Consider the following 26796-nt stretch of genomic DNA (forward strand, 5'->3'; position numbering starts at 1 on the left):
CAGATCCCGGACTGGTTTAGATCTGGCCGACCGGAAGCTTCTTCTCTGCCTGGAAGACGTCCTCGACGCGGCCTTGGGCCCAATATCCGGACAGGGATACCTGCGAACGTGCCAGTCCCCTCTCTTTGAAAAGAACGTCGCGGAGGCCTTTCATATACCCGCGCTCGCCGTGGGCAAACACATGGACGGTGCCCTCCGGCCAGTCGGCATCCCGCACGGCAGAGACCAGCAAATCGCTGGAACCAGCGCTTACTCCGCGCCGCATGAGCCACTTGAGTTCGACGCCGGCAGGAGACTTGATGTCCAGGATGTCCGCCTCGGTGTCCACCTCCAGGAATGCCAGCCCCTTGGAGTCCTCAGGCAGCGATTCAATGGCCGCAGCGATGGCCGGCAGGGCGGCGTCGTCTCCGGCGAAAAGGTGCCAGTCGGCGTCGGGGTCCGGGTTGTAGGCGCCGCCCGGTCCCGTGAAGATCAGTTGGTCGCCCGGCTGTGCGGAGGCGGCCCAGGGGCCGGCCAGGCCCTCATCGCCATGGACCACGAAGTCGATAGCCAATTCCCGCGCGGCCTCGTCCACCCAGCGCAGGGTGTAGGTCCGCGTGTAGGGCCACTGCTCGCGGGGCAGGACGTCCCTGACCTGCCAAACATCCAGCGGCTCCGGATAATCGACCCCGGGCTGCGGGAAGACGATCTTGACGTAGCGATCCACAAACTCGTTGTTCCTGAAATCGGCAAAACCCGGTCCGCCCGCCACAATGCGTATCAGGTGCCCTGAAAGCCACTCGCTCCGCAGTACCGTGAGCGTGGTCTGTGGTCGCGACGAGCGCGTGGATGAGGTTTCCGCAGGCAGTGAGGACATGAGGCAAGCCTAAGCTAAGCCACGGCCGGAAGCTCCCACATGACGGGCTCGGCTCCCTGCTCGACGAGCAACTGGTTGACCCTGCTGAAAGGTTTCGAGCCGAAGAACCCGCGGGCTGCGGACAAGGGGCTTGGATGGGCCGAGGTGATGACGGGCGTCCCATCCAAGAGCGGCAGCAATGACTCGGCTTCCTTGCCCCACAGCACGGCCACCAACGGCATCCGCCCGCCGTCGGCTGTCCGGCGCGCGGCTAGTGCCTTCACGGCAGCCGCTGTGACAGCTTCCCAGCCGCGCCCCTTGTGGGATCCAGCAGCTCCGGAACCGACGGTGAGGACCCTGTTCAACAGCAGGACGCCCTGGTCCGCCCACGCGGACAGGTCGCCGTGGACACGGGCTGGAAGTCCGACGTCGGACTCCAGTTCCCGGTAGATGTTAGCGAGGCTGCGCGGCAGTGGCCGCGTCCGTGCCGAGACAGCGAAGGACAGCCCGACGGCGTGTCCCGGCGTCGGATAGGGATCCTGGCCGATGATGAGGACCTTGACCTGGTGCAGGGGCTGCTGGAATGCGCGCAGGATGTTGGCTGGCTCGGGCAGCACCTGCACCCCGGCAAGTGCCTGATGGGACGCGAATTCGAGTGCCCGGCGCAAATCGCCCTCCACGGGGAGGAAGGCCTCGGCCCAGTCGTTCGCCACGAGGTCCGTCAGGGGAGCAGTCGCCATTGTGGCCAACGCCTGGGCATCGTCGCTGGTGGTGCTGATATCGAAAAGCGTTTCTTCCCTATGCACGTTTCCATTGTCCCCGAGTGTGGGGAGGGGAGTGAGGGAAGGACCGTCCAAAACTGGGCGCGGCCAAATGACATAGCTGTTATTCATCCGTAGCATAAAAGGACCGTCGGCTTTGAAGAAGCACAATCAATCGTTGAAGGAGTGCGTGCCGTGCCGCATGCAGCAGCAGACCAAATGGCACAGGATGTGGCCCCAAATAATGTGGCCGTGGATCGGTCTGGCCCCAACAAATCGGCGAATGACGGTGAGGACGGTGCTTTGGCGCTGGACTTGGGCGCCAGTGTTCGGTCCGATTCCCAGCTAGGGGAACGGGACCAGCGCATTTTGGCACTCGAACGGCAGTGGTGGAAATACGCGGGGGCAAAAGAACAGGCTATTCGGGAGCTTTTCGATCTTTCCGCGACGCACTACTACCAGATCCTCAATGCCTTGATCGACACCCCGGAAGCACTGGCGCACGATCCAATGCTTGTGAAGAGATTGCGTAGACTACGTACGTCACGCCAGCGGGCGCGCACCGCGCGACGGCTGGGCGCCGACGCCTGACAGCAGGGCCCTGCGGGCCGCATCACCATAGCAAGGACTTCGCTTCACTATGACCAGATATGCCCGGGATGAATTCGACCGTGTTCCGCAGAACTCGTCGCGCCAGGGCGTTCACCGTGCCCCCACGGATACACCGCGACGGTCGCTGGTTCCGATCCTTGCCACTGGCATCGTTGCGCTTGCGGTTGGGCTGGTGTGTTTCCTAGTGCTCCCGAAGCTCGGATTTACCCCGGTCGGCTCGGGCACGAGCGTCTCCACGCAGAGTGCGCAGAAGCAGGAAGGCGGCGAAGCGCCAGCGGCCACGACCTCTGCAACGCCAACTCCTTCCCAGCAGTCGGCAACCACCGATCCGACCGCAAGCCCCAGCGCAACACCCACGCCAACGCCAAGCTCCGCCGTCGATAAGACCGCCGTGGTTTCCGTCTACAACGGGACCACCACGGGCGGCTTGGCGGCAAAGGTGGCGACCCAGGTCCAGGGCGGGGGATGGCCCTTGGGAATCGTGGGTAACTGGGGCGGAGCGCCGCAGACGGCATCCGTGATTTTCTACCGCGGCACCGCACAGAAGGCCAATGCAGAGGCCCTGTCAAAACTCCTTGGAATTGCCACCCTGGTGGACTCCACGGACTTCCAGCAGCCCCTTGTTGTGCTCGTGGGCCCGGGCTACCGCTGAGCACTGGCCGGGCCTTCAGGGGTCCGGTTACGCCTGAATAACTATTGGCAGATGTTTCAGCGCCGAGCGGCGCCCGTCGGCGGTGAGTGTGGTTACAGTAATTGCATCCGGTCCGGAATAACCCGGGCGCCGGACTATGCAAGCTGAAAGTGTGGGCATTATGGCTTTGGGGACCGTCAAATGGTTCAACGCTGAGAAGGGCTACGGCTTTATCACGGTGGACGGCACGGGTGACGATGTCTTCGTTCACTGGTCGGCCATCCAAATGGACGGTTACCGTGCGCTGGAAGAAGGCCAGCGCGTCGAGTTCGAAATCGGCGAAGGACAAAAGGGCCAGCAGGCAGAAAGCGTCCGGATAGCGTAGTGCGCCTACCGGCCGGAAGGACGCGGGCCCTACCGTGCCGTGGGAAGGATGCGCACCTTCGTGGCACCGTAAACGCAGCGTGCCTTTTTCTTGCGTCAGCCCTTTTGTTATCTGCGTGCTCCGCGCCGTCCGGCAACGTCCGCGTTAACGGGGCGGGCGCCGAAGGGGACGCGACTTTGCGTGTCGGACTCATTCTGGACAACACAGGTTCCGGCACGTTCCTCAACGCCGCGCAAATTGCCGCCGCCCGGCTGGCCATACAGGAGGTCAATGCTGCGGGCGGACACAAGGGCCGGAACGTTGAGCTGCTGCCGTCCACGCTCAGCCAGGACACCGCCGCGCAGGCGAGAGCTCTGGTGGACGCCAAGGCGGACGTTGTGATCGGGCCAACCGACTCCAGCCGGGCGCCTGCCGCCGTCGACGTCCTGGCCCGGGCGAAAATAGCCGTCATTTCGCCCGCCAACACCGCCGCGGGGCTGAGCAGCTATAACAGCGCCGGCTTTTACTTCCGTACAGCAGCTTCTGATGTGGCGCAGGGAGGCGTGCTGGCCGCCCTCGCCGGTTCTTCGGGGGCCAAGCGGATCGCGATCCTCCGCGAGGGAGGAAGTTACGGCAAGGACGTTGGCGGAGCCACAAAGTCCGCGTTGGCCGGAGCCGGGGCTGAGACGGTTGCCGACGTCGAATTCACGCCGGGGAAGGCAACAGCTGCCGTGGACCGGGTCAAGGCCGCCACACCAGATGCCGTGGTGCTGGTGGCACGCCAAGGCGCCCAAGGTGCCCTGGCCGAGCTAAACAACGCAGGGCTGTCCGGCTCAAAGATCCTGCTGAGCGACGGTGCAGTCCGCCAGTACGGTGCCGAGTTGGGCTCCGGGGCGCTTAATGGCGCCCGGGGCGTGATGCCGGGCGTTTTCCCGTCGGCCGACTTCCAGAACCGGCTGGTGGCTATCGACCCGGGCCTCAAGGACATGACGTTCGCGGCGGAAACCTACGACGCCGTGAATCTTGCCGCGATTGCCGCTGCCGCCGCGCAGGACGACGCCGGTTCCTCCATCGCGGCGTGGCTCACCACGATTTCCGGCGGTTCGGTGAACCAAGCCGTAGCAGGCACCAGCCCACAGTCGCCGCGAACCGCGTGCGCCACCTACAAGGAGTGCCTGTCGGTCCTGTCTTCGGGCGGGACTCCTGACTACGAGGGACAATCCGGACCTATCAACTTCGATGATCATGGCGACATCACGTCCGCCAGCTACATGGTGTTTACCTACGCAGGCGACAACAAGGCCTCGCTAACGGGCACTCGATCGGTCGGCAAGAACGGCTAATTTGCCTGATCCCGCTTCGCTGGGAGCGAATCCCCCTGCGGCAGGGAATGGTGCATGAGCTTTCTGCTTGCACTCGACCCTAGTGAGTGCTAATTATTGACTTAGCACTCCCAAGGGTGGACTGCTAATCGACCGCCGGTGCTGCATCGGACTCCGGGCGATGTACAGCACTCCCGGGGGCAAGAACAACCTTGCCAAGGTGAGGTGCGGGGCTGCGGCATACAGAGGCCGTACGCTTCGAACCGTCCGTCGCGGGCACCAAGGCACCAGGAACCTTCTTATCGACTGTCCCGAAAGGACTACCGCCGTTATGGCCAAGATCATTGCATTTGATGAAGAGGCACGCCGCGGCCTCGAGCGGGGCCTGAACACCCTCGCTGACGCCGTCAAGGTCACCCTCGGCCCGCGTGGACGCAACGTCGTCCTCGAGAAGAAGTGGGGCGCCCCGACGATCACCAACGATGGTGTGTCCATCGCCAAGGAGATCGAGCTGGACGATCCTTACGAGAAGATCGGCGCCGAGCTGGTCAAGGAAGTTGCCAAGAAGACCGACGACGTCGCCGGTGACGGTACCACCACGGCAACCGTTCTGGCCCAGGCGCTGGTCAAGGAAGGCCTCCGCAACGTTGCTGCCGGCGCTGACCCGCTGTCCCTGAAGCGCGGCATCGAGAAGGCCGTTGACGCCGTTACCACCGAGCTGCTGGCTTCCGCCAAGGAAATCGAGACCAAGGAAGAGATCGCTGCCACGGCGTCCATCTCTGCCGGTGACACCCAGATCGGTGAACTGATCGCCGAAGCCCTCGACAAGGTGGGCAAGGAAGGCGTCATCACCGTCGAAGAGTCCAACACCTTTGGCCTCGAACTCGAGCTCACTGAAGGTATGCGCTTCGACAAGGGCTACATCTCCGCGTACTTCGTCACCGACGCAGAGCGCCAGGAGACGGTCCTCGAAGACCCGTACATCCTGATTGTCAACTCCAAGATCTCCAACGTGAAGGAACTCGTTGCGGTCCTGGAGAAGGTCATGCAGTCCAACAAGCCGCTGCTGATCATCGCCGAAGACATCGAGGGCGAGGCCCTGGCCACCCTGATCGTCAACAAGATCCGCGGCACGTTCAAGTCCGTCGCCGTCAAGGCTCCGGGCTTCGGTGACCGCCGCAAGGCCCAGCTCGCCGACATCGCCATCCTGACCGGTGGCCAGGTCATCGCCGAGGAAGTTGGCCTCAAGCTGGAAAACGCAACCCTCGAACTGCTGGGCAAGGCCCGCAAGGTTGTTGTGACCAAGGACGAGACCACCATCGTCGAAGGTGCCGGTGACCCGGACCAGATCGCCGGCCGCGTATCCCAGATCCGCGCCGAGATCGAGAACTCCGACTCCGACTACGACCGTGAGAAGCTGCAGGAGCGCCTGGCCAAGCTGGCTGGCGGTGTTGCGGTCATCAAGGCCGGCGCCGCTACCGAGGTTGAGCTCAAGGAGCGCAAGCACCGCATCGAGGACGCTGTCCGCAACGCTAAGGCTGCTGTTGAGGAAGGCATCGTCGCCGGTGGTGGCGTTGCCCTGATCCAGTCCGGTGCCAAGGCATTCGCCAACCTGAACCTGATCGGTGACGAAGCTACCGGTGCCAACATCGTCAAGGTTGCCATCGACGCCCCGCTGAAGCAGATCGCCTTCAACGCTGGCCTCGAGCCCGGCGTTGTTGTGGACAAGGTCCGTGGACTGCCTTCCGGCCACGGACTGAACGCCGCCACCGGTGTTTACGAGGACCTGCTGGCTGCAGGTGTCAACGACCCGGTCAAGGTGACCCGCTCTGCCCTGCAGAACGCCGCTTCCATCGCCGGTCTGTTCCTGACCACCGAGGCTGTTGTGGCTGACAAGCCGGAGAAGGCCGCTCCGGCCGGCCCGGGCGCCGAGGACATGGGCGGCATGGGCGGCTTCTAAGCCCCCCTCGCTGACCAACCAGCCATAAAGTTCGACGGCGGTCCCCGCCTCTTCGTTGAAGGGGCGGGGGCCGCCGTCGGCGTTAACAACGGTCGGACGGGCCATCCGAGCTGGCTTGAGTGTCGGTCGTGTCTGGCAGGATGGAATTATGACGATTGTTGCTGCTGCCGACGGTTCCGCCCTGGGCAATCCTGGTCCTGCGGGCTGGGCTTGGTATGTTGACGACTCCAATTGGCGCGCCGGGGGGTGGCCTCATGGAACCAACAACCAAGGCGAGCTGATGGCGGTGCTGGACCTGCTGCGGCAGACGGCGCATTTACCTCACGAAGACCTGCAGATTCTCTGCGACAGCCAATACGTCATCAACTGCATCACCAAATGGATGCCCGGGTGGAAGCGCAAGGGATGGCGCAAGGCCGACGGGAAGCCTGTGCTGAACGTTGAGCTCCTTAAAGACATTGACCGGGAGCTTGTTGGCCGCCGCTACGCCTTCACCTGGGTTAAGGGCCACGCCGGCCACGACTTGAACGAAGCCGCTGACGAGCGTGCGCGGGCCGTGGCCACGGCCTACCAGCAGGGGACAGCTGCGCCCACAGGGCCCGGCTTTATTGGGTCCACGGCGGCCACCAGGGCGGCAGCATCCTCGGCTGGTGCCGTCGCAGGACAGGAAATCAACCTGGCTGCCGCCAGCCCGGGCGCTAACGCAGGCACCGGCAACGCCGCCCGCGTGGGCCACGCCACGGTTACCGGGCAGGGCGCAGGTTACTCCGAAGGTGCCGGTTCAACCCTTGTAGCTACTACGGACACGCGCCGCTCCGCCAGGGACAATTTCGCCCTTGTGGAGGACGAGATGTCCGAGGTGGACCAGCTCGAGCTCTTTGGGCCGACCGGCACCGAATCCGAGCCACGCAACGACGAAGAGCCTGATCTGTTCAGCGTTCTTGAATCCGAGCAACCCGCCGTGCGCGAACGGCCAGCCGAGGACATTGTGGTCGAACTTGAGCGGGAACTCCTTCGGGCCGACGTCCGCGCCGACCCTGGCCGGACCGGTGTTCTCCTCCATCCGGATTTCACCGAAATCGGTGCGTCCGGACGGCTGTGGACTCGGGACGCCATGATGATGGCCCTCGTGGAGGATCCAGGCGAGACGCGGGACCTGGAACTGCTGGGAGCGGACCGGATAGGTGAGAACGCCATTCTCCTGAACTATCGGAGCTACTCCCGGTCCGGCACCAGCCTTCGAAGCTCCCTGTGGATCCTCGACGGCGGCCATTGGCGCCTGCGCTTCCACCAAGGAACCCCGGAAAAGCTGTAGGCCGTCCAGACCGGCACCGGCCTTGGCCTTTCCGTGGCCTCGGCCTTTCCGTGGCCCCGGCCCGGCCTGAAGCATACCGCTGTTGGTTCCTCAATATGTGAAGCGCTGGGTGTTCCCCTGCTCCGTCTGGAGGTAACTGGTAGCGGCGGAGTCGAGCGCGGCGTTAATCGACGCGAGGGACGCCTCCACCTTGTTCTGAGTTGCTGTCCATTCAGTAATCAGGGCCTGGAAGTTGGTTGCGGCAGAACCCTTCCACGTGGCCTGCAGTTCGTCCAGACCGTGCTTCATGGCCTGGACATCGGCGCCAATGCGCTCCACCGTTGAGCGGATTTGCGTGGATTTGAGCTGGAGCAGTTCTGTGTCGACGGAAATGATGCTCATGGTTTGCCTCTCCTGAGATTTGGCCGCGTTGCGCGGCGGGGCCGCTATGGCCACAGTTCGAGGCTAGGAGGGCACGCGAGGCAGGACACTGCTCCGTGTGCCGTATGTGGAGAAGCCGGACTAAGTGGAAAGCCTAGTGGCCCTTGTGGCTCAGTGGCTTAGTTGCCCTGTTGCTCAGTTGCTCAGTTGCGTCGTGCGGCGTCAGACTGGCGGTATTCAGTGCCTTCCGAAGAACCGGTGCCTCGGTCAGAGCTGTCCGCGGAGCGGCCCACGGAGTCCTCGGCCTCGGGGGCTGGCGGTTCGGGACGATAAGGCAGGCTGACCACCAAAGTCGCGCCGCCGCCGTCGGTGGCTTCAACCCGAACGTGTCCGTGGTGTGAACCGACAATGGCGGCCACAATGGCAAGGCCGAGTCCGCTGCCGCCCGTATCCCGTGTGCGGGAGGTGTCTGCACGGTAGAAACGCTCGAAGATCCGGGGGGCCTCATCAGCCGGGATGCCCTGTCCGTGGTCCCTGATCTCCATAACGGACATCGCGGCCGGCCCGGCACCGCGGACACCAACGGCGATCTCGATCGGCGTCCCTTCAGGCGTGTAGCGCAAGGCGTTGCCCACAAGGTTGCCCAAGACTTGCCTTAGCTTGGCCTCATCGCCGTGGACCGGCGCCGGTGACGCCTTGGGGCCGTCCAAGCCGCACAGCGTGATCCGACGCCCAGATGCCGTTGCCTGCGAGTCCACCACGGCGTCATGGGCAAGCAGTTGCAAGTCGACGGGCTTGAGCTGGAGCGGCCGCTGCTCATCGAGGCGGGCGAGCAACAACAAGTCTTCCACCATGGACCCCATGCGCTTGGCCTCGCTCTCGATCCGTCCCATGGCCGTCGCAACGTCCTCTTCGGTGGGCAGCGCGCCGTGCCGGTAGAGCTCGGAGAATCCCCGGATGGTCACCAGCGGAGTGCGCAATTCGTGCGAGGCGTCGGCGGCAAAGCGACGCATGCGGGCTTCGGAAGCGGCGCGGGCTGCGAAGGAGGCTTCGATATGGGCGAGCATCGCATTGAGCGAACTAGCTAGCCGTCCCACCTCAGTTGCCTCATTCTCGATTTCAACACGGCGGGACAGGTCGCCGGCGGCGATCGCGGCAGCGGTTTTCTCCACCCTGCCCAGCGGCCTAAAGGACCTGGCGACGGTCCAGGTGGCTATGAAGAACGCCAAGATCAGCGTCAGCAGGCCCACTCCCACCACAACAAACGTGGCGTGTTCCATGACCTTGTCCACGGGGGACAGGGGAAGCCCTACAAGCACCACGGCCTGGTTGTCATTGCTGTCCACCACGTTGACGGCAACAACACGCCAATTTGCGTTGTCGGTGCCCTTGACCTGGAATGGTTCAAGGTCCCGGATTCTGGCCTCGGAGGGGGAAACGCTGGTGAGGGCCGGCCTGTCGGTCTTGCTGCCGCCGAAAACATACGGGGCTTGGCCGGAGCGATACAGAATCAGCGAATAATCCGTGGGGACGGCCGGGTTTGGCTCCTGAAGCTTGTCAAAAGATTGCTGCCGCTGGGCGAGTTGGACCGCACCTCGGAGTTTGTCATCCACCTGGCCCTGGAGGAAGCTGCGAACCAGTGTGAGCGTTCCAGCTCCCGTCGCCGTGAGGGCAACCAAAAGCAGCCCCATCATGATGGCGACGAGCTGTGACCTCAGGGAGGCCGACTTCCAACGGTTTAGCAAGATTAACGCTTTTCGGCCGTTCGCAAGACGTAGCCAACGCCGCGCTTAGTTTGGATCAGCGGCGTGGAATCGGGATCGATCTCCACCTTGCGGCGGAGGTACGAAATGTAGGACTCCACAATAGACGCATCCCCGTTGAAGTCGTACTCCCACACATGGTCCAGGATCTGCGCCTTGGAAAGAACCCGGTTGGGGTTGAGCATGAGGTAGCGCAACAGCTTGAACTCTGTGGGGGAGAGGTCGATGACGGTGCCGCCGCGGCGAACCTCGTGTGCGTCGTCGTCAAGCTCCAGGTCGTCAACGCGGATGACCGCGTCGTCGTCCTCCAGAGGTTGCGTCCGACGCAGCACGGCGCGAATGCGGGCCACAACCTCGTCCAGGCTGAAGGGCTTGGTGACGTAGTCGTCTCCACCCACCGTGAGGCCGGTGACCTTGTCCTCCGTGTCGTCCTTGGCCGTTAGGAACAGGACCGGGAAGTGCTTCCCGGCGGCTCGGAGCCGCCGTGTCACGGTGAAGCCGTCCATGTCCGGCAGCATAACGTCCAGGACGGCCAGATCCGGCGAATGCTGGTCGGCTGCGGCAAGGGCATCGCGGCCATTCGCCGCCGCCACTACCTCAAAGCCTGCAAACCGGAGGGACGTGGAAAGCAACTCGCGGATGTTCGGTTCGTCATCAACCACAAGGAGCTTTGCTTCGGGGCCGTTCTTCTTCATGGCATCCATGATGCTCCCAGATACTGGGAGTTGTCTGGATGCTTGTTGGGAGTATCCTCACGCTGGGCTAGGATCCGAGGGCCATGCTAAGCGCGAGGGCTGTCATGGTCGCTGCTATGAGCACGTCCAGGATGCGCCAGGAGGCCGGGCGCGCAAAGACACCCCGCAGCAACCGGGCGCCGAAGCCCAGAGCCGAAAACCACAGTGAACTTGCCACCATGGCACCGGCACCGAAAGCCCACTGCATGCCCGGTCCCTGCTCAGCCGCCAAGGACCCCAGCAACACCACCGTGTCCAGGTAAACGTGCGGGTTAAGCCAGGTGAAGACCAGAGCGGTCGCGACGACGGCACACGCCTTAGTTGCTGCTGTACCAGCCGGGTGCTCGACGACGAGAGCGGCTTTTGCCACGACGGTTACCGTCGGGGACCCGCCGCCGGCTAGCGCGGAACGTTGGGCGCTGCCGCCGGTGGCGGTGGCGTGCTCGACGGCGGCAGGCACCTGATCGAGCTCAGTCACCAAGTGCCTGCTTGTGAACACCCGCCGTGCCGCCATAAATCCGTAGCAAAGGAGGAAAGCTGCGCCCAGATACCTGAGGACAACCACCACAATGGGCGCCGACTCGACCACCGCGCCCATGCCAACAACCCCGGCAGCAATCAGCAAGGCGTCCGAAAGTGCGCACACCAACACAATTGGCACAACGTGCTTGCCGAGGATTCCCTGACGCAGGACAAACGCGTTCTGGGCCCCGATCACAACAATGAGGGCGAGACCGGCCGCGAGCCCTGTGCCCGCGGCCTGGAGGAATTGAACAAACTGCATGTATTCGACGCTATGGTCAAGCGACGCAACAGACCAGCTAAATATTCTAAGGATGATTAAGCTGTTCTTATGCCTCGCTTCTCATCCGAACAACTGGAGACCTTCGCCGCAGTCTTGGGTGAGGGCACGCTAGAGGCGGCTGCCCGCCGGCTGCACGTCACGCCGTCGGCCGTTTCCCAGCGGCTCAAAGCGCTGGAGGAGCGGGCCGGCCAGGTGCTGCTGCAACGCAGCAACCCTACGGAGGCGACGCCAGCTGGACAGGTGATTTTGCGGCTCGCCCGGCAGTTGGCCTTGCTCGAGGATGACGCCGGACGGGAACTGGGGATTTCCGGACAGGGGTCCCAACATGTCGCCATGCCACTTGGAGTCAATGCCGACTCGCTGGCTGTCTGGTTCCTGCAGGCCCTGGCCCACGTTCCGCCGGACCTTCAGGTCACCTTCGAACTCCACCGTGACGACGAGCAGCATTCAACGGACATGTTGCGCTCCGGGACGGTCATGGCTGCGGTCACCGCCACTCCGGAGCCGGTGCAGGGATGCCGCGTGGAGCCGCTTGGCCAGATGCGGTATCGGGCAGTGGCGTCGCCGGCGTTCGTTGCCCGCTGGCTCCCGCAACTCGACGACGGCGGAACGGTCGCCGCAAAGGCGCTCAACGCGGCGCCCGCCGTCGACTTTGACCGGAAGGACTCGTATCAGTGGCGATTTGTTGAAACGTTGTTCGTGAAGGAGACAGCGCGGAAGAAGGCATCGCAGGACAGACCGCCGCTGGGCCCCCGGCACTACGTTCCTGCCGCGATGGACTTTGCCCAGGCCATCCGCCTGGGTCTTGGCTGGGGCCTGGTTCCGGAAGCACACTGCGGCCCCGACCTTGCGGAAGGCACCCTGGTGGAGTTGGCCCCAAACGACCCCTTCGACGTCGCGCTGTACTGGCAGCGCTGGAAGATCCAGTCACCGCTGCTGGACTTGGTGAGCGCAACTGTCAGGGAAACAGCTTCAAAGCATCTTCACGGTTAGCCCTTGGCCACGTCCTTGGCGTCCATGATCCTGTAGGCGTAGCCCTGTTCCGCCAGGAAGCGCTGCCGCTTGGCGGCGAACTCCTGGTCCAAGGTGTCCCTGGCAACCAGGGAGTAGAACCTCGCGGCGCGGCCATCCTGCTTCGGTCGCAGCAGTCGGCCTAGCCTTTGTGCCTCTTCCTGTCGGGAGCCGAATGAGCCGGACACCTGAATGGCCACCGAGGCCTCAGGAAGGTCAATGGAGAAATTTGCCACCTTGGAGACCACCAGCGTCTTGACCTCGCCCGCACGGAACTGGTTAAAGAGCTTTTGCCTAAGGCGGACTGAGGTGTCGCCCTTGATGACGGGGGCGTCCAGACGCTCGCCGATCTCGTCGAGTTGGTCGATGTATTGGCCGATCACCAGCAATTGCTCGCCGCGGTGAAGCGACACGATCTCCTCAACAAGCGCGGTTTTGGTTTCCGTGGTGGAGCACAGGCGATATTTGTCTGCGTCGTCAGCCATGGCGTAAGCCACGCGCTCGTCGTTCGGCAGGTCAACGCGCACCTCCACGCAATCCGCAGGTGCAATGTACCCCTGTGCCTCGATGTCCTTCCAAGGTGCGTCATACCGTTTGGGCCCGATCAGGCTGAACACCTCACCTTCGCGTCCGTCCTCGCGAACCAGCGTTGCGGTGAGCCCCAGTCGGCGGCGGGCCTGCAAGTCGGCCGTCATCCGGAAGATCGGGGCCGGCAGCAGATGGACTTCGTCGTAAATGATGAGTCCCCAGTCGTGCCCGTCTACGAGTTCCAGGTGGGGGTAGAGCCCACCCCGCTTGGTGGTGAGCACCTGGTACGTGGCGATCGTGACGGGCCGGACCTCCTTGACCTGCCCGGAGTACTCGCCGATCTCCTGCTCTGTGAGGGACGTCCGCTTGAGCAGTTCGTCCTTCCATTGCCGGGCGGCGACCGTATTGGTCACCAGGATCAGCGTGGTGGTGGAGCTCGTCGCCATCGCCGCCGCGCCCACCAACGTCTTGCCGGCACCACATGGGAGAACGACGACGCCGCTGCCGCCGGCCCAGAAGTTTTCCGCGGCCAGCTTTTGGTAGGGGCGCAGATGCCACCCTTCTTCGTGGAGCATGATCGGATGCGGCGTCCCATCCACGTAACCGGCCAGGTCCTCTGCCGGCCAGCCCAGCTTGAGCAGCAACTGCTTCAACTGGCCCCGTTGGGAAGAATGGACAACTACGGTCTCGCCGTCGATGCGTGGACCAAGGAGCGGCTCGATTTTCTTGGCGTGGATGACCTCTTCCAACACGGGGTAGTCGTCCGTTCTCATCACCAGGCCGTGCCGGGGGTCTTTCTCCAGCCGCAGCCGGCCGTAGCGGGACATTGTTTCTTCAATGTCGATGAGCAAGGAATGCGGTACGGGAAAGCGCGAGTAGCGGAGCAGTGTGTCCAGGACCCGCTCCGCATCCAGCCCGGCCGCCCGTGCGTTCCATAGGCCCAGGGGCGTCAAACGGTAGGTGTGAACATGTTCCGGGGCGCGCTCCAGTTCCGCGAAGGCGGCGATCGCGTGCCTAGCCTCTGTGGCCAGCTTGTGCTCGACCTCCAGGAGGATGGTCTTGTCGCTTTGAACGATTAAAGGACCGTCGGTCACTCTATTCTCCCCGTGTAGTCAAAGGTTGATCGGGTTCCGGTGCGCGGTCCGCCGACCTGATGACATTTGCCGGTCCGACGTCGATGATCCTGTGCAGGGAAAGAACCCGTTCGGTGTCCCGGCGGGGATCGAAGACGCGCACCCGTCCGCCGGAGACTGATACGGGAACCACCGTCTCTTCCACGGCATTCCCTTCACCGTCCACTACGTTGATGGAAACTGCCTGCCGCAGCCGGATAGCGCGGTGCAGCGCCTCCAGCCCAAGCTGCGTAACAGTCTCGGCCCCGGAAAACCCCGAACTCCCTGCGACACGGTGATGCTGGCGCAGCGTCGCCAGCTGCGCGTCGACGTCGTCCTCCGAAGGCGCCGCGCGCGGTGCCGTGTAGACCGGGCGTGCCGCGGCGACGGCAAGCGAGCGCTTGAGCCGCACGCCCGAGTCCTTTTCGTCCAGCGTGGGCGTGAGGCCCAACTCCCGCAGTACCCTGGCTGTTTCCCGGGGGCTGGCTGCAGATGTAAGCACGGTTGGCGCCAGCTTCACAAGCCCCAGGGAGCTGGCGCCGGGCTCGGCCAGCAAATCCGTGATGGCCGCTTCGTCGTCGCTCTGGATGAAAGCTGCCGCCGTGGCTACGCGGAGCCTGCCATGGCGCGACGCCGTATCCGCCACCATGTATTCCAAAGGCTGCGGCACCGCCGTCGCGCTGTGTTCCCGGAGGAAAGCCAGCAAGGAGGCCGCGTCGAATCCGGAATCAAGCGCCCTGCGGATCGACTCCTGGGAGAAGCGGTAGATCGTGGCGGGGCCTTGCCCCTCTGCATCGGCCATCCCCTGCAGCCGTCTGCTTAGCTCGGGGGAGAGGTATCCGGGTGCTACGGCAGTAAGGTCCGCCTGCAGCAGAAAGTGGTTCAGTGCCGCGGGCAGGTGCTCACCGAGGATTTCCAACGCCTCGTCAGGGCGGTCCGCGGCGATTGCCGAACCAAGCTGGGTCAGCGCGCCGGAACCCATGAGGCCAAGCAGTTCAGCCTCGTGCAGGATCCCATCCACCAGCGTATTGAATCGCCGCGTCATCCGCGGCTGCGCCCAGTCGGCCCGTTCAAGGACGACGGCGGCATCGAGCACAGGCGCCCGGCCGTCCGGCGCGCCCGCCTCGGTGGTCAGCTCGGCGAGGATTTCCAAGACCCGACGGCGGACCAACGGGGCATCGGGGCGCTGGGCTTCGCCGGACAGCGCGTTGATGGCGGTCGATCCTTGTCCGCGGTGGCCTGTTGATGCCGGCTGCACTGGACTGCGGTTGCGCGAGTTGACCGACTGCGTGGCGGCTGCAGCTGGTCCCGGAACGCCCATCTGGCCGGGAGACGGCTGCCCGACCATGGACGGGACACGCTCGCTGGACAGCCATGCGTTTACCAGCCACAGCCATTGTTCCTTCCGGGGCAGTTCCAGCCATTCCAGCGGCGACGGCTGGACCCAGGTGGAACTGTCAACATCCAGGCGCAGCAGCCCGGACAGTGCGCAGAGTTCCAGTAACAGGGCCGTCTCGCCCACTTCCAAGCGGATCGCATCGGCAAGGCGACGGAGTTCGCGGACTCCCACGCCCCCGGTCCTGAGCGTCGTCAGCGGCTGGGCACGGACGGCGGCCACCAGTTCGCTGCAGAGGCGCAGGGTTTCCGCGATGGCTCCCAACGCGGCATTCCGCCGTAGCAGTGCACTGGTCTCGCCCAGGGTGGGCACCGGTGGCTTGCGGAGGAAGTTGGGGATGATCGCGCCGCCGCGCAGGGCAAGGCCGACACTGTGCGGCAGTTCTACGTGGGCCGCGTCCAGGGGCACCAGCAGGCCGCGGGCAAGCAGCCAATCGACAGGTCCGACGTCGGGCGCCTCCTTGGCGAGCGACAAGCGGCGCTGCGCCTGCGGCACCGCCCCCATGGCCCACGTGCCGAATCGATCCAGCAGCGTCCTCGTTCGTTCCGGCGCCTTGGAGAGGATGGTCTCGAGCCGCTCAGGTGAGGAAGTCCAGTGCTGCAAGGCAAGGGCAGCTTCGAATGGACTTCCGGCCTCTTTGATGTCAGCACCCGCCGTGCGCAGTTCGGAGACGATCTGGACAACCCGCTGGGCGAACGCAGGCAGCAGGCGCACCAGTTCGGTATAGCTGCGTCCTAGTCCGGCAGGGTAGATGCCGATGACCTCCTTGAGGCTGCCAACGGGAAGGTAGTACCTGTGCCGTGAAGGGGAATCCGAAAAGCCCGATGGCGGGTCCACGCGCTGCAGGAGGGCCAGGTCTTGGAGACCATGGAGGATGGGCTCGAGCCCGGCGATGGTGGCCCCCGCAATCACCTTCTTAAGCTCTACCGCCGAAACACTGTGTCCCGTGTCTGTGTTGGTGGTGAGGTGGACGGCCTCGATCACCTGGAGTTGGGGCTTGGTGAGGCGCTCCAAAGCACGCTGTACGCTGACCCGGGAACTTGCGCGGGCAGCGAGGGCAGCGAAGTCCGGGACCGGGGGAGACATGAGGTCGGGACGCGCGGCAAAGAGCGAACGCAGCGAGTCGTCGTCGCGTGCTTCAAGTTCGTTGCTGAGAGCGCGAATGAGGGACATCACCTCAACGTTACCGCTTGGCCGAGGGACCGTTTCCCGGAGAACCTCGGCAGGAATGTAGTGCTCCGGAGATTACTGCTGCCGGCGGCGGAGGACGCTGTCTACCACCAAGTAGACCAGCAGGATAAACGCTATCGGAAGTCCATACAGGGCCGTGGCCGTCACCCAAGCCGGAGCGATGCCTCCACCTGCGGCAATGGCCATGACGACGCCGACGGCCGCCAAGGACAGGACGGCCAGGACAGCGGCAACAACCGTCAATGGCCGGCGGAAGCGGTTCGGAATCATATGAGCAACGCTAACAGCAGCGGAAGTCCGGTTTTGCCTAGTATCGCGTGCCTACTGTGACGCGACGTGTGTGACGGGGGCCGCCAAGGCGCGTTTCGTGGCCCGGGCACGATAACCTTGAATGAGAGTAGACCAGCACAGACCGGACCCAGCCACATCAATGAAGAGCGATGTCACAGCGAGCGTCCTGTGGACCCCGCGGGTGCCCGTGGTTTTGTGCTGGGCGGATATGCCCCATGCGATACATGAAGAAGGTTGATTAAGTGCCCACCGGCAAGGTCAAGTGGTATGACAAGGACAAAGGCTTCGGATTCCTCGCGGCCGAAGACGGTCAGGAAGTGTTCCTGCCCAAGTCGGCGCTGCCGGCTGGCTTGAGCGATCTCAAAGCTGGAACACGCGTTGAGTTCGGTGTCGCTGACGGCCGCCGCGGCGCCCAAGCCCTCGGTCTGCGCGTCCTGGAGAAGACCCCCTCCATTGCCCGGGCCAAGCGCATGAACGCAAAGGAACTTGCACCGCTGGTCCAGGACCTCGTATCAGTGCTGGACAACCTTTCCGGCACGCTTTCCTCCGGCAAGTACCCGGACAGCAACAAGGGCAAGGCCATCGCGGCTGCCCTGCGCAAGGTCGCCGAAGAGCTGGACGCCTAGGGCCGCGCATGGCTTCGGAATTCGCTCGGGCTGACGTGACAGCCGCTGCGCCTGACGGTGCAGCGGCCTCAGTAGATCCTGCCTCGGACCCGTCCGGGAAGCGTCAGCCTGCCGCGAGGCGCCGGGCGGGCGTTCCGGTCTGGCGTGCTGGAAAGCCCGACGCCGTCCTGGCCGCTGCCATCGATGTCGCCCGGGAAGCGATCACCACGATTGCCCGCCCGGATGAAATTGGTGCCCACGTAGCTGCGCGCACCGAGGGCGACAGGTTGGTAACCCACCTGTTCGAATCCCGGCTGCCTGGTTACGTTGGCTGGCACTGGTTCGCCGTGGTGACCCGGAACTCCCGTTCCAAGGTGGTCACGGTCAGCGAACTCGGCCTTCTCCCGTCGGAGGACTCGGTCCTGGCTCCCGAATGGGTGCCTTGGGCTGAGCGGGTGCGCCCTGAGGACACCGTGCATGAGGACTCAGCGGATGAGGACTCACCGGATGAAGACCCAGCGGATGAAGATCCAGCGGATGAAGAAGAAGCCGGCGAGGGGGATTCAGATAGCGACGCCGGGGCCCGCGACGACCACGAGGCAGAAGGTCTTGAGGCGGCGGACACCGCCGCTGACGGCGATGTAGAGCCCGACGACGAAATTGACGGTGCTTCTGAGGCGGTGGAAGGGCACTAGGCCAGCCTTAAGGCCTCCAACGTGACGGGCCGACCGGACATCATCGTGATGAGCCGACCGGACATCATCGAAGACAAAAAAGGCGGCACCACCCCGGATTCCCTCCAGGATGGTGCCGCCTAGCTGTCTTGGCCGGGCGCCCTATTTCCGGAGCTCGCCCACTACGTAGTCAATGCTGGCCAGCAGAGCGGAAACGTCATCCGGTTCAATGGCAACGAACGTGGCGATGCGCAGCTGGTTGCGGCCAAGCTTCCGGTAGGGCTCCGTGTCAACGATGCCGTTAGAGCGAAGGATCTTGGCGATGGCGGCCGCGTCGATGGAGTCGTCGAAATCGATGGTGGCAATCACGTTGGAGCGGTCTTCGGCCTTAACAACAAACGGCGTCGCGAAGTCGGAGGCCTCTGCCCAGGAGTACACACGCCCTGCGGACTCGGCTGTGCGCTTCGCTGCGAAGTCCAGGCCACCGTTGTTGTTGAGCCACTGGACCTGGGCGTCAAGGGTCACCAGGGTGCTCAGGGACGGAGTGTTGTAAGTCTGGTTCAGCTTGGAGTTGTCGATTGCGGTCTGGAGGTCCAGGAAATCCGGGATCCAGCGGCCGCTGGCCTTGATTTTCGCGGCGCGTTCCAAAGCAGCGGGAGAAAACAGGCCAAGCCACAGGCCGCCGTCGGACGCGAAGTTCTTCTGCGGTGCGAAGTAGTAGACATCCGACTCCGCGACGTCAACGTCCAGGCCGCCGGCGGCGGACGTTGCGTCGATCAGCACCAGCGCGCCCTCGTCAGCCCCCGCCACGCGCTTCACAGGAGCGGCGACGCCGGTGGACGTCTCGTTCTGCGGCCAGGCATAGACGTCCACGCCGGCTTCGGCCAGTGGCTCTGGACGGCTGCCGGGCTCCGACTTGATGATGGAGGACGCTTGGAGGAAGGGAGCCTTGTTGGTAGCAGCGGCAAACTTGGAGCCGAACTCGCCGAAGGACAGGTGTTGGGCCTTCTCCTCCACGAGGCCGAAGCTGGCAACGTCCCAGAACGCTGTTGAACCGCCGACGCCGAGGATTACTTCGTAACCGTCAGGAGCCTTGAAAAACGTGCTAAGACCATCCCGGACCGATCCCACGAGGTTCTTCACAGGTGCCTGGCGGTGGGAAGTGCCCAGGATGGACGTGGATGCGGCGGACAACGCTTCAATCTGCTCTGGGCGGACCTTGGAGGGTCCGGCGCCAAAGCGTCCGTCCTTGGGCAGCAGATCGGCGGGGATGGTGATGCTGTTGTCGCTCACAGTGGCTCCAATGGTCAATGTTCCGTCGAGGGGGTCGTGGCAGGCGGCATCGGCTGCACCTTTTCGACTCCTGCCCATTCTGCCCGAAGCTGCAGCGGCGGGGTGAACCGGGGTGTCAAAGTCCGCAAAGTGAGATGCTGCGCCAAGTTCGCGAATTATCCGGACTAATTCCAAATAAGCTAGGATGGTCCTTGGCGTAGCGGGGATTTCTTCTGAGGAGCTGAGCGGGATGACCGATCTGATTGATACAACCGAGATGTATCTTCGGACCATTTTGGAGCTCGAAGAAGAGAATATTGTGGCCCTGCGTGCCCGCATTGCTGAGCGTCTGCGCCACTCCGGTCCCACGGTCTCGCAGACTATCGGTCGCATGGAACGGGATGGCCTTGTGGTCGTTTCCGGGGACAGGCACTTGGAGCTGACCGAAACAGGGCGGAAACGCGCTACGGAAGTTATGCGAAAGCACCGGCTGGCTGAGCGGCTGCTGGCGGATGTGATCGGCCTGGACTGGGCCTACGTACACGATGAAGCCTGCCGCTGGGAGCACGTCATGAGCGAGCGGGTGGAGAAGCGGCTGTACGACCTGCTCAACCACCCCACCGAATCGCCCTACGGAAACCCGATCCCCGGTCTTGAAGCACTGGGCGGCAGCCCTGCCAAGCCGTTCTCAGACGGTGTGATCAACCTCCTGGATGCCATGGCCGACTATTCCTCGGGTTCGACTGTCGTAGTGAGCCGGCTGGCCGAGCCTATCCAGGTTGAGCCCGAGCTCCTTCTGCAGCTCGAGGAAGGCGGAATTCGGCCGGGTGCCCGGATCTCGCTTGAGCGGGTGGGGGAGTACATCTCAGTCCGCGTTGCTGATATCGAGGGCGCGCTGGAACTGCCTCCTGAAGTTGCTGCCCACGTGTTTGTCACCATCGCCTAACCGCGCTTCCGGTCACATCTGGAGACTGGCGTGGCGCAGATAACGGAATTGTTACTGCAGGGCTTTAATCGCCTATAGTTGGCTACTAGCGCCGATACCAAAGCGTTACCTGAACCGGAGCCGAGCTCTGCCAACGGTCCAGGTGTTCTACACATTTATTGGCAGAGGCGGGGGAACCACAAGCGGCCGTTTCGGACGGCCTTGGGGTGAAGCCCGCTGCGGATGCGTGAAACCGACGGAGGTCCTCTAGGGGATACCTCTGTGCCTTGAGCGTGTCTGCTGTGGGCCGGGTCTTGGAACTCTCTGACCCGAATCCGACAGCTAACTTCGTAGGCTTCAGAGAGGAAACATAGTTGACCACGCAGAACGTCAGGGGTAGACGCCGGGCGGCGGCCCCCGCTGAGGTGCAACGCTCTGCCGGCGTCACCTCCGTGCAGGAACCGGCGCAGGACCGGCCCAGGTCCTACCGACGCCGTCGCGGTCCGCTCGGCCAGGTAGCCGACTTCGCTGCCGCCAGCGGCGTGGGACAAAAGGCCGGTATTGCCCTCGCGGCCACCGGCCTGGCCCTCACCGTTACTTTCCCTGGCACGAGTGCCGTAGTGGCAACGTCCGAACCCGGAAAAGCCCCTTCAGCATTGGCGCAGGGTGCCCAGCCCGAGGTTTCGGCCGCATCGTCGGCAAAGATCGACTTCAGCCGGGCCGCGGTGGCGACCAAGGCTGATCCGGACGGCCGACTTAAGTCGTTACTCAGCGCACAGTCTGTGGGTTCGATCACCAGGGCAGCCTCCACAGGTACCCTTGGGGCTCCGCTGGACCAGCTGATCCCGTCGTCGCCCTTTGGCTACCGCGTGAGCCCCATCACAGGTGGCTTCGGCGAGTTCCACCGTGGCCAGGATTACGTGGCGCAATGCGGAACTCCGGTCTATGCCGCTGCAAGCGGCAAGGTAACGTTTGCGTCCTGGCATCCTTTTGGTGGTGGCAATCGCGTAGTGATCGACCATGGCAATGGCCTTGAGACCACTTACAACCATCTATCCTCCTTCAACGTCCAGGTGGGTCAGGTTGTCAGCCGCGGCCAGACTGTTGCCATGAGTGGCACAACGGGTGCTTCCACCGGCTGCCACCTGCACTTCGAAGTGATGGTCAACGGCGAAGTCGTTGACCCCCTCGGCTGGCTATAACCCTTCTTGATTGTCGTCTATCGCATACGAGTTATCGTTCGTGACCTGAATGTGACATTCGAACCAAACTCCTGTACCGTCGTATTCGCACCGGCTTTTTAGGGAGCTGGTGTTTCCGGATGGATTGCCTAGCTCTGCCACCATCTGGAACTCCGTTCGCAAAACATCGTCTGGCAGAGGCGGGGGAACCAATTTTGGCCTTCTTGGAAGGCCTTGGGGTTAAGTCGCGGAAGCTTCTTCGGAAGCCAAGCGGCCGGGTGCCTCCCACCCGAATCCGACAGCTCACCTCGTAGGCATTGGGAGAGGCTACCTCGTGTCTTCACGCAGCAACCTTGCGCGCCATCGCGCAGACGCGGTTTCCCTGAATCCGCTTAACACCCTTACCAAGGCTGTTGCCACCAATGCCGGCACCGTAGGTCGCCAGGCCGCCGCTGTAGCGGCCGCATCGGGACTCTTGTTGACCGCTGGTCTTCCTGCGCACGCAGACTCCAATGTCAACGTCTCCGCTTCGGAATCCGGCTCCACGCAATTGGTTGTGACTGCGGAACCAACGGCCACCGTGTCGTTTGAGCGCCCCGCGATCGCCACCAAAGCGGCTCCCAAGATCGAGGCACCCAAGGTAGAGGCCCGCTCCATCACGGCCGCAGCCGACGAAGCTGCGGACGCAGCGTCTTCCGCTGCCACGGCCGGCCTCGCCGCGATCGCCTACACCGGGATCGGCAGCCCGTACCTCTGGGGTGGCACCACTCCCGCCGGTTGGGACTGCTCTGGCTTCACTCAGTGGGTTTACGCACAGGCCGGGATCAAGATCCCGCGGACCAACGCGTGGACCATCATGAAGCCCACCTCCACGCCGGCCCCCGGCGATCTAGTCATGCAAAACGGCGGTGCCCACGTGGGTATCTACGTCGGTAACGGCATGATGATCAGCGCGCTCAACCCCTCGCAGGGCACCATCCTGCACGCAGTGTCCGCAACGGGCACGTCCTCGTTCTACACCCTCCGCTAAAGGAATCCGTTCGGGGCGATCCGGCATGCCCCCAAGATGCCGGCGCGTCCAAAGACCGCAAGCTGCCACCCCGGCTTGAGGAATACGAAAGAGAGAAATGATGAGTACTCGTGCAAATACCGTTGCACGGCACCGCGCCGAGGTGACCAAGACCAACTCGATCGCCGTCATTGCCAAGGCTGTGGGCGACAACGCTGGCGGCATGGGCCGCCAGGCTGCCGTTATTGCTGCCGCCTCCGGCCTGGTGTTGACCAGCGGTGTCGCAGCCAACGCTGCGGAAACCAACGTTCAGCGCGAGTCCACGGTGACCTCCAGCCTGGACGTCCAGGCTGTCACGCAGGCCAGCATCTCTGCTGAGTCCAGCGTGTCCATCTCCTACGAGAAGCCGGCCGTCAGCACCGTGGCCGCTCCCGTCGTCGAGGCTCCCAAGCCTGTTGAGGTTCAGGAAGCAGCCCCGGCCCCTACGCTGAAGGTCAGCTCCACCGTTCAGGCGTCCGCGCCCACCAAGACCCCGGCTAGCGGTCTGGGGGCCTCCATTGCCGCCGCTGCCTACGCCCAGCTTGGCGTGGCCCAGGACTGCACCATGCTGGTGACTAACTCCCTGGCGGCCGTCGGCATCAACTACCACGGTTGGCCGGCCGGCTACCTCTCCCTCGGCCGCACAGTGAGCGCCGCTGAGGCACAGCCAGGCGACTTGGCCTACTACCAGAACGGCGGCATGGGCATGGCGCACATCGCTGTCTACGTTGGTAACGGTATGGCCGTCCACGGCGGCTGGAATGGCGGCACCACCGCCCTCTACAGCGTCAACGTGGGCTCCGGTCCCGTTTTCATCCGCGTCGGCGGCTAACGCATAGAGCACAGAAACACCCCCGCTTGCCTTGGGGCAGGCGGGGGTGTTTTTTGCTTCCGTGGACGCATTCCCGGCCCTTTTCGGTATCTGACTTTTGATGTTCCGCGAGGTGGCCTGCACATGAACTCTCATCGACACTGAGCCGATTTGCCGCGCGCGATTCGTTGAACCGGGCCTGCACTGTTTACTCTTGTCTTGTCGATCCATAGCCCGCACATGCAGAGGGCAGCCGGCCCTCGTGCCCCTGGCGGGTGCGGCCGTGAAGAGGTATGTGCATGCGCACACTCGTTCTGAATGCTGGATATGAACCGCTGGCGGTAGTTTCCTTCCGCCGGGCGTTGGTTCTTGTGCTGACTGGAAAAGCTAGCGTGGTGGCCGAAGGCGACGAGCCTGTCGTTGGGCCGCAGGAGATTTTCGGACGCCCTTCCGTAATTCTTCTCAACCGCTACATCCGGCCACGGTACAACAGAATCACAGCCGTTAGCCGTCGGGGCGTACTGCGCCGTGACGGACACCGCTGCGCCTATTGCGGTAAAGCTGCACACACCATTGACCACGTCCACCCAAAATCCCGCGGCGGCGCCGATACCTGGGAGAACCTGGTGGCGGCGTGCCTTCGGTGCAATAACGCCAAGAGCGACCACACGCTCGCGGAGATGGGCTGGAAGCTGAAATTCACTCCAGCGGCTCCAACGGGCACAATGTGGCAAATCAAGGAACTAGAGAAGCCGGCACCGGACTGGGACCCTTTCCTGTTGCCGGAATCGGCTGCCTGAGTTCCTAGGAGGAATAGCGCGTCCGGCCTTCAACACAGCTAGGCTGGACGCGTGTTTTTCGATGCCGTGATTCTTGCTGGGGGCAGGTCCGCCCGGCTTGGAGGCGTGCCCAAGTCCAGCTTGGTGGTTGAGGGCGAATCGCTGCTGGACCGTGCCCTTAGAGCCGCCTCCAAGGCACAACATACGGTGGTCGTTGGGCCTGATCCCGGACGTCCGTTGCCTTGGGGAACGCTTCTCACGCGGGAAGACCCACCCTTCACAGGGCCCGCGTCCGGCATAGCCGCCGGCCTCGCTGCGCTGGCTTCGGCGACGGGGAAACCGTCCCCGTGGACATTGGTCCTGGCCTGCGACATGCCCAACGTACGGAATGCCGTTGGAGCCCTCCTCGATGCCCTCACGTCCGGCACGGACCGAGATGGCGTAATGGCTGTTTCGCCCTCCGGAAGGAAACAGCCCTTGGCGGGAATCTACCGCAGTGAGGCGCTCAGGCAGGAAGCGGCGTCGGCTGCTCAATCGGGAACCCTAACCGACGGTTCTGTGTTCGCTCTCCTTGCTAGGCTGGACCTGCTGCCGGTGACCGTCCCCGAGCACTCCACCGCTGATGTGGACACTTGGGACGACGCCGCGGCACTGGGGGTGGCGCAGCCATCTCCCGCAATCCAGGACAGCGGCACAGGGAGGCAAATCGTGAAGAGCCAGGAAGAAACGCTCGAGGAATGGTGCCGGACCCTGCTGCGGGCTTTTGAGTTGGAAGACGTCGACGTTGATGTCAATCGCGTACTCTCACTCGCTGGCGTCGCCGCCCACTCGGTTGTCCGGCCAGCCGCACCCCTGACCACCTTCATTGCGGGCTTTGCCGCCGGCATGGCCACGGGCTCGGGACAGGCTCCGGACACAGCGTCTATGGATGCTGCCCTGGCACTGGCCCGCAAACTTTCCGAGGAGTACTCCGCGCCGGAGACCGTCCAGGAATGACCGACGCCGCTGAACCGCGCGCCGTCGAGACCGAAACGGTACAAGACACTTACACCGCAGAGTCTGACACCGCTGAACCCGGACCGGACTCCGCACAGCCTCGAAATCTAGCGCACACATGGGTTGAGGCGCGTGAGTTGGCTTTTGGCTGCGCGTCGCCGATTCCTGCGGGGCCTGTTGCGTTGTCCGCGGCCATTGGCCGGGTTCTGGCGGCTGACGTGGTGGCTGTGCGTGATGTGCCGCATTATGCGTCGTCCGCGATGGATGGTTGGGCGGTGAATGGTTCCGGGCCGTGGGTTGTGGTGGAGCCTGGGGTTTTGGCGGGGCAGGGCGGTGTTTTGGCGCCGCATCAGGCTTCTGTGATTGTGACCGGTGGGTTGGTTCCCGCGGGGGCGAAGGCTGTGCTGCGTGCTGAGAGCGGGCGGATGGATGTTGACGGCGAGGGTCTTCCGGTGTTGGTGCTTGGTGAGGGCGCCAGGCCGGGTGAGCCGGGCAACGGTCAGCACATTCGTCCGGCTGGTGAGGAGGCGTCTGCCGGTGAGGTGTTGATCAGGGCGGGAACGGTGCTGAATCCTGCGCATGTTGCCATAGCTGCTGTGGCTGGGCTGGATGAACTGCTGGTGTTGGGGAAACCGGTGGTGAGGCTTGTGCTGACGGGTTCGGAGGTGGTGACTTCCGGGGTTCCGGAGCCGGGTCGCGTGCGGGATACGTTTGGGCCGCAGCTTGGAGCGGTGGTTGGGATGCTGGGCGGGATTCCGGCCGGGCAGGTCAGGGTGGGTGACTCGTATGACGAGTGGCTGGCCGCATTGCAGGACACCCCGACGCCGGAAGACACTGCGGGGGAAGGCACCGCGGCGTCCCGGGACGAGGTGTCGGAGGGTGGCCCGGCCTGGCAGGCAGGGCCCGGTGGGCAGCTTGCCGACGTCGTAATCACCACAGGTGGTACGGGCAGGTCCGGAACGGACCATTTCCGTGCGGCGATCGCTGCGCTGGGCGGGCGGTTGCTGATCGACGGGATCGCGATGCGGCCGGGGCACCCTGCGGTGCTGGCGGAGCTGCCGGATGGCAGATTTGTGGTGGGGCTGCCGGGGAATCCGTTGGCGGCGATGATGGCATTATTCACTATCGCCGGACCGCTGCTGGCCGCCCTGGGCCACGGGAACATGCCCGACGTCGGGGAGGTGCCGTGCGGGGTGACGATCGACCCGGACCCGGGACGGACCCGGTTGATGCCATTCCGTCTGGTGTATGGGCTCGCGTCCCCGGCCCAGCACTCCGCTGCGGGGATGATGCGCGGTCTGGCCTCCGCCGATGGCGTGATGGTGGTCCCACCGCACGGCGTCCAACTGGGGGAGCCGATAACGGCCTTTCCCCTTCCCTGGGGACCGCCGCTGCCTGAGCCAAAGACGACAGAGAAGCCTCGAAAGCCGCCTACCAAGGCTCAACGGCGCAAGAGTCCCTCCGAGCCAGTCGACTGGAGCGCCCTTGATGATGAGTGAAATCGCCTTCCGAGT

At 63.9% G+C, this 26796-nt stretch carries 26 protein-coding genes and 2 riboswitches; of the genes, 16 read left to right on the top strand and 10 right to left on the bottom strand.

The features are described from left to right. Nucleotides 1-16 precede the first annotated feature (16 nt). Nucleotides 17-856: a siderophore-interacting protein gene (locus LD110_RS13405; protein ID WP_225499328.1), complete on the bottom strand. Its 840-nt coding sequence runs from the start codon at nt 854-856 to the stop codon at nt 17-19. 14 nt (nt 857-870) lie between these two features. After that, nucleotides 871-1641, bottom strand: coding sequence for a uracil-DNA glycosylase (locus tag LD110_RS13410; protein ID WP_225499329.1), 771 nt, complete (start codon nt 1639-1641; stop codon nt 871-873). A gap of 258 nt (nt 1642-1899) precedes the next feature. Here LD110_RS13410 and LD110_RS13415 point away from each other — a divergent pair, with 258 nt between their 5' ends. The 6 genes from LD110_RS13415 (at nt 1900) to LD110_RS13440 (ending at nt 7800) form a co-directional block, all read left to right on the top strand. Further along, nucleotides 1900-2187, top strand: coding sequence for a DUF3263 domain-containing protein (locus LD110_RS13415; RefSeq protein ID WP_225499557.1), 288 nt, complete (start codon nt 1900-1902; stop codon nt 2185-2187). A 49-nt stretch (nt 2188-2236) separates the two neighbouring features. After that, nucleotides 2237-2860: a LytR C-terminal domain-containing protein gene (locus LD110_RS13420; protein WP_225499330.1), complete on the top strand. Its 624-nt coding sequence runs from the start codon at nt 2237-2239 to the stop codon at nt 2858-2860. 160 nt (nt 2861-3020) lie between these two features. Continuing rightward, entirely contained in the window at nt 3021-3224 is a 204-nt protein-coding gene (locus tag LD110_RS13425) for a cold-shock protein (protein WP_225499558.1), read from the top strand. Between the two features lie 176 nt (nt 3225-3400). After that, nucleotides 3401-4546: an ABC transporter substrate-binding protein gene (locus tag LD110_RS13430; protein ID WP_308012438.1), complete on the top strand. Its 1146-nt coding sequence runs from the start codon at nt 3401-3403 to the stop codon at nt 4544-4546. Nucleotides 4547-4856: 310 nt separating this feature from the next. Next, nucleotides 4857-6485, top strand: a complete 1629-nt coding sequence (groL, locus tag LD110_RS13435; RefSeq protein ID WP_225499332.1) for a chaperonin GroEL — start codon at nt 4857-4859, stop codon at nt 6483-6485. Nucleotides 6486-6633: 148 nt separating this feature from the next. Then, nucleotides 6634-7800 carry a ribonuclease HI family protein gene (locus LD110_RS13440; protein ID WP_225499333.1) on the top strand — a complete coding sequence of 389 codons (1167 nt, stop codon included), beginning with the start codon at nt 6634-6636 and terminating at the stop codon, nt 7798-7800. A gap of 90 nt (nt 7801-7890) precedes the next feature. Here LD110_RS13440 and LD110_RS13445 read toward each other — a convergent pair whose 3' ends face one another. The 4 genes from LD110_RS13445 to LD110_RS13460 form a co-directional block, all read right to left on the bottom strand. Then, the gene (locus tag LD110_RS13445) at nt 7891-8181 is read right to left on the bottom strand and encodes a WXG100 family type VII secretion target (RefSeq protein WP_225499334.1); all 291 of its coding nucleotides are present in this window, start codon (nt 8179-8181) and stop codon (nt 7891-7893) included. Between the two features lie 182 nt (nt 8182-8363). Continuing rightward, nucleotides 8364-9905 carry an ATP-binding protein gene (locus tag LD110_RS13450; protein WP_225499335.1) on the bottom strand — a complete coding sequence of 514 codons (1542 nt, stop codon included), beginning with the start codon at nt 9903-9905 and terminating at the stop codon, nt 8364-8366. 2 nt (nt 9906-9907) lie between these two features. Next, nucleotides 9908-10618 carry a response regulator transcription factor gene (locus LD110_RS13455; RefSeq protein ID WP_225499336.1) on the bottom strand — a complete coding sequence of 237 codons (711 nt, stop codon included), beginning with the start codon at nt 10616-10618 and terminating at the stop codon, nt 9908-9910. 67 nt (nt 10619-10685) lie between these two features. Further along, the gene (locus tag LD110_RS13460) at nt 10686-11441 is read right to left on the bottom strand and encodes a LysE/ArgO family amino acid transporter (RefSeq protein ID WP_225499337.1); all 756 of its coding nucleotides are present in this window, start codon (nt 11439-11441) and stop codon (nt 10686-10688) included. Nucleotides 11442-11510: 69 nt separating this feature from the next. Between LD110_RS13460 and LD110_RS13465 the strand changes: the two genes are divergently transcribed. Beyond that, a complete protein-coding gene (locus LD110_RS13465; RefSeq protein WP_225499338.1) occupies nt 11511-12455 on the top strand; it encodes a LysR family transcriptional regulator ArgP in 945 nt (314 codons plus the stop codon). Here LD110_RS13465 and LD110_RS13470 read toward each other — a convergent pair. The 3 genes from LD110_RS13470 to LD110_RS13480 form a co-directional block, all read right to left on the bottom strand. After that, nucleotides 12452-14095 carry a DNA repair helicase XPB gene (locus LD110_RS13470; RefSeq protein WP_225499339.1) on the bottom strand — a complete coding sequence of 548 codons (1644 nt, stop codon included), beginning with the start codon at nt 14093-14095 and terminating at the stop codon, nt 12452-12454. The genes LD110_RS13465 and LD110_RS13470 overlap by 4 nt on opposite strands. Nucleotide 14096: 1 nt before the next feature. After that, entirely contained in the window at nt 14097-16682 is a 2586-nt protein-coding gene (locus LD110_RS13475) for a helicase-associated domain-containing protein (protein ID WP_225499340.1), read from the bottom strand. Between the two features lie 72 nt (nt 16683-16754). Further along, the gene (locus LD110_RS13480; protein ID WP_225499341.1) at nt 16755-16970 is read right to left on the bottom strand and encodes a hypothetical protein; all 216 of its coding nucleotides are present in this window, start codon (nt 16968-16970) and stop codon (nt 16755-16757) included. A gap of 263 nt (nt 16971-17233) precedes the next feature. On the opposite strand from LD110_RS13480, the gene LD110_RS13485 reads away from it, so the two are divergent. Both LD110_RS13485 and LD110_RS13490 read left to right on the top strand, forming a co-directional pair. Continuing rightward, nucleotides 17234-17617 (top strand): cold-shock protein, encoded by a 384-nt coding sequence (locus tag LD110_RS13485; RefSeq protein ID WP_225499342.1) that lies wholly within the window; start codon nt 17234-17236, stop codon nt 17615-17617. Between the two features lie 8 nt (nt 17618-17625). After that, the gene (locus LD110_RS13490; RefSeq protein ID WP_225499343.1) at nt 17626-18291 is read left to right on the top strand and encodes a DUF3027 domain-containing protein; all 666 of its coding nucleotides are present in this window, start codon (nt 17626-17628) and stop codon (nt 18289-18291) included. Nucleotides 18292-18432: 141 nt separating this feature from the next. Here the strand turns inward: LD110_RS13490 and serC are convergent, their stop codons facing one another. Further along, complete coding sequence (gene serC, locus LD110_RS13495; RefSeq protein WP_225499344.1) at nt 18433-19563, bottom strand: phosphoserine transaminase; 1131 nt, start codon at nt 19561-19563, stop codon at nt 18433-18435. Between the two features lie 229 nt (nt 19564-19792). On the opposite strand from serC, the gene LD110_RS13500 reads away from it, so the two are divergent. From LD110_RS13500 to LD110_RS13530, 7 genes are all read left to right on the top strand, one after another. After that, on the top strand, nt 19793-20488 hold the full coding sequence (locus tag LD110_RS13500; RefSeq protein ID WP_225499345.1) for a metal-dependent transcriptional regulator: 696 nt from the start codon (nt 19793-19795) through the stop codon (nt 20486-20488). A 108-nt stretch (nt 20489-20596) separates the two neighbouring features. Then, nucleotides 20597-20839, top strand: a riboswitch (cyclic di-AMP (ydaO/yuaA leader). A 2-nt stretch (nt 20840-20841) separates the two neighbouring features. Then, on the top strand, nt 20842-21669 hold the full coding sequence (locus LD110_RS13505) for a M23 family metallopeptidase (RefSeq protein WP_225499346.1): 828 nt from the start codon (nt 20842-20844) through the stop codon (nt 21667-21669). A 147-nt stretch (nt 21670-21816) separates the two neighbouring features. Next, nucleotides 21817-21979: riboswitch (cyclic di-AMP (ydaO/yuaA leader) on the top strand. A 3-nt stretch (nt 21980-21982) separates the two neighbouring features. Continuing rightward, nucleotides 21983-22678, top strand: coding sequence for a C40 family peptidase (locus LD110_RS13510; RefSeq protein WP_225499347.1), 696 nt, complete (start codon nt 21983-21985; stop codon nt 22676-22678). A 100-nt stretch (nt 22679-22778) separates the two neighbouring features. Further along, complete coding sequence (locus LD110_RS13515; protein ID WP_225499348.1) at nt 22779-23528, top strand: NlpC/P60 family protein; 750 nt, start codon at nt 22779-22781, stop codon at nt 23526-23528. Nucleotides 23529-23806: 278 nt separating this feature from the next. After that, nucleotides 23807-24307 carry an HNH endonuclease gene (locus tag LD110_RS13520; RefSeq protein ID WP_225499349.1) on the top strand — a complete coding sequence of 167 codons (501 nt, stop codon included), beginning with the start codon at nt 23807-23809 and terminating at the stop codon, nt 24305-24307. A gap of 51 nt (nt 24308-24358) precedes the next feature. Further along, on the top strand, nt 24359-25282 hold the full coding sequence (locus tag LD110_RS23910; RefSeq protein WP_225499350.1) for an NTP transferase domain-containing protein: 924 nt from the start codon (nt 24359-24361) through the stop codon (nt 25280-25282). Then, on the top strand, nt 25279-26781 hold the full coding sequence (locus LD110_RS13530; RefSeq protein ID WP_225499351.1) for a molybdopterin molybdotransferase MoeA: 1503 nt from the start codon (nt 25279-25281) through the stop codon (nt 26779-26781). The genes LD110_RS23910 and LD110_RS13530 overlap by 4 nt, the downstream gene beginning before the upstream one ends. Nucleotides 26782-26796 lie beyond the last annotated feature (15 nt).

The sequence above is a fragment of the Arthrobacter sp. M4 genome, assembly GCF_020251205.1.
In the GTDB taxonomy this organism is placed as follows: Bacteria; Actinomycetota; Actinomycetes; order Actinomycetales; family Micrococcaceae; genus Arthrobacter.

What these genes read in the sequence shown, in the direction of transcription:
- LD110_RS13500 (WP_225499345.1), top strand. Translation starts at nt 19,793, where the DNA reads ATGACCGATCTGATTGATACAACCGAGATGTATCTTCGGACCATTTTG.
- LD110_RS13460 (WP_225499337.1), bottom strand. Translation starts at nt 11,441, where the DNA reads ATGCAGTTTGTTCAATTCCTCCAGGCCGCGGGCACAGGGCTCGCGGCC.
- LD110_RS13425 (WP_225499558.1), top strand. Translation starts at nt 3,021, where the DNA reads ATGGCTTTGGGGACCGTCAAATGGTTCAACGCTGAGAAGGGCTACGGC.
- LD110_RS13455 (WP_225499336.1), bottom strand. Translation starts at nt 10,618, where the DNA reads ATGAAGAAGAACGGCCCCGAAGCAAAGCTCCTTGTGGTTGATGACGAA.
- LD110_RS13420 (WP_225499330.1), top strand. Translation starts at nt 2,237, where the DNA reads ATGACCAGATATGCCCGGGATGAATTCGACCGTGTTCCGCAGAACTCG.
- LD110_RS13405 (WP_225499328.1), bottom strand. Translation starts at nt 856, where the DNA reads ATGTCCTCACTGCCTGCGGAAACCTCATCCACGCGCTCGTCGCGACCA.
- LD110_RS13445 (WP_225499334.1), bottom strand. Translation starts at nt 8,181, where the DNA reads ATGAGCATCATTTCCGTCGACACAGAACTGCTCCAGCTCAAATCCACG.
- LD110_RS13475 (WP_225499340.1), bottom strand. Translation starts at nt 16,682, where the DNA reads ATGTCCCTCATTCGCGCTCTCAGCAACGAACTTGAAGCACGCGACGAC.
- LD110_RS13480 (WP_225499341.1), bottom strand. Translation starts at nt 16,970, where the DNA reads ATGATTCCGAACCGCTTCCGCCGGCCATTGACGGTTGTTGCCGCTGTC.
- LD110_RS13520 (WP_225499349.1), top strand. Translation starts at nt 23,807, where the DNA reads ATGCGCACACTCGTTCTGAATGCTGGATATGAACCGCTGGCGGTAGTT.
- groL (WP_225499332.1), top strand. Translation starts at nt 4,857, where the DNA reads ATGGCCAAGATCATTGCATTTGATGAAGAGGCACGCCGCGGCCTCGAG.
- LD110_RS13515 (WP_225499348.1), top strand. Translation starts at nt 22,779, where the DNA reads ATGAGTACTCGTGCAAATACCGTTGCACGGCACCGCGCCGAGGTGACC.
- LD110_RS13490 (WP_225499343.1), top strand. Translation starts at nt 17,626, where the DNA reads ATGGCTTCGGAATTCGCTCGGGCTGACGTGACAGCCGCTGCGCCTGAC.
- LD110_RS13530 (WP_225499351.1), top strand. Translation starts at nt 25,279, where the DNA reads ATGACCGACGCCGCTGAACCGCGCGCCGTCGAGACCGAAACGGTACAA.
- LD110_RS13465 (WP_225499338.1), top strand. Translation starts at nt 11,511, where the DNA reads ATGCCTCGCTTCTCATCCGAACAACTGGAGACCTTCGCCGCAGTCTTG.
- LD110_RS13440 (WP_225499333.1), top strand. Translation starts at nt 6,634, where the DNA reads ATGACGATTGTTGCTGCTGCCGACGGTTCCGCCCTGGGCAATCCTGGT.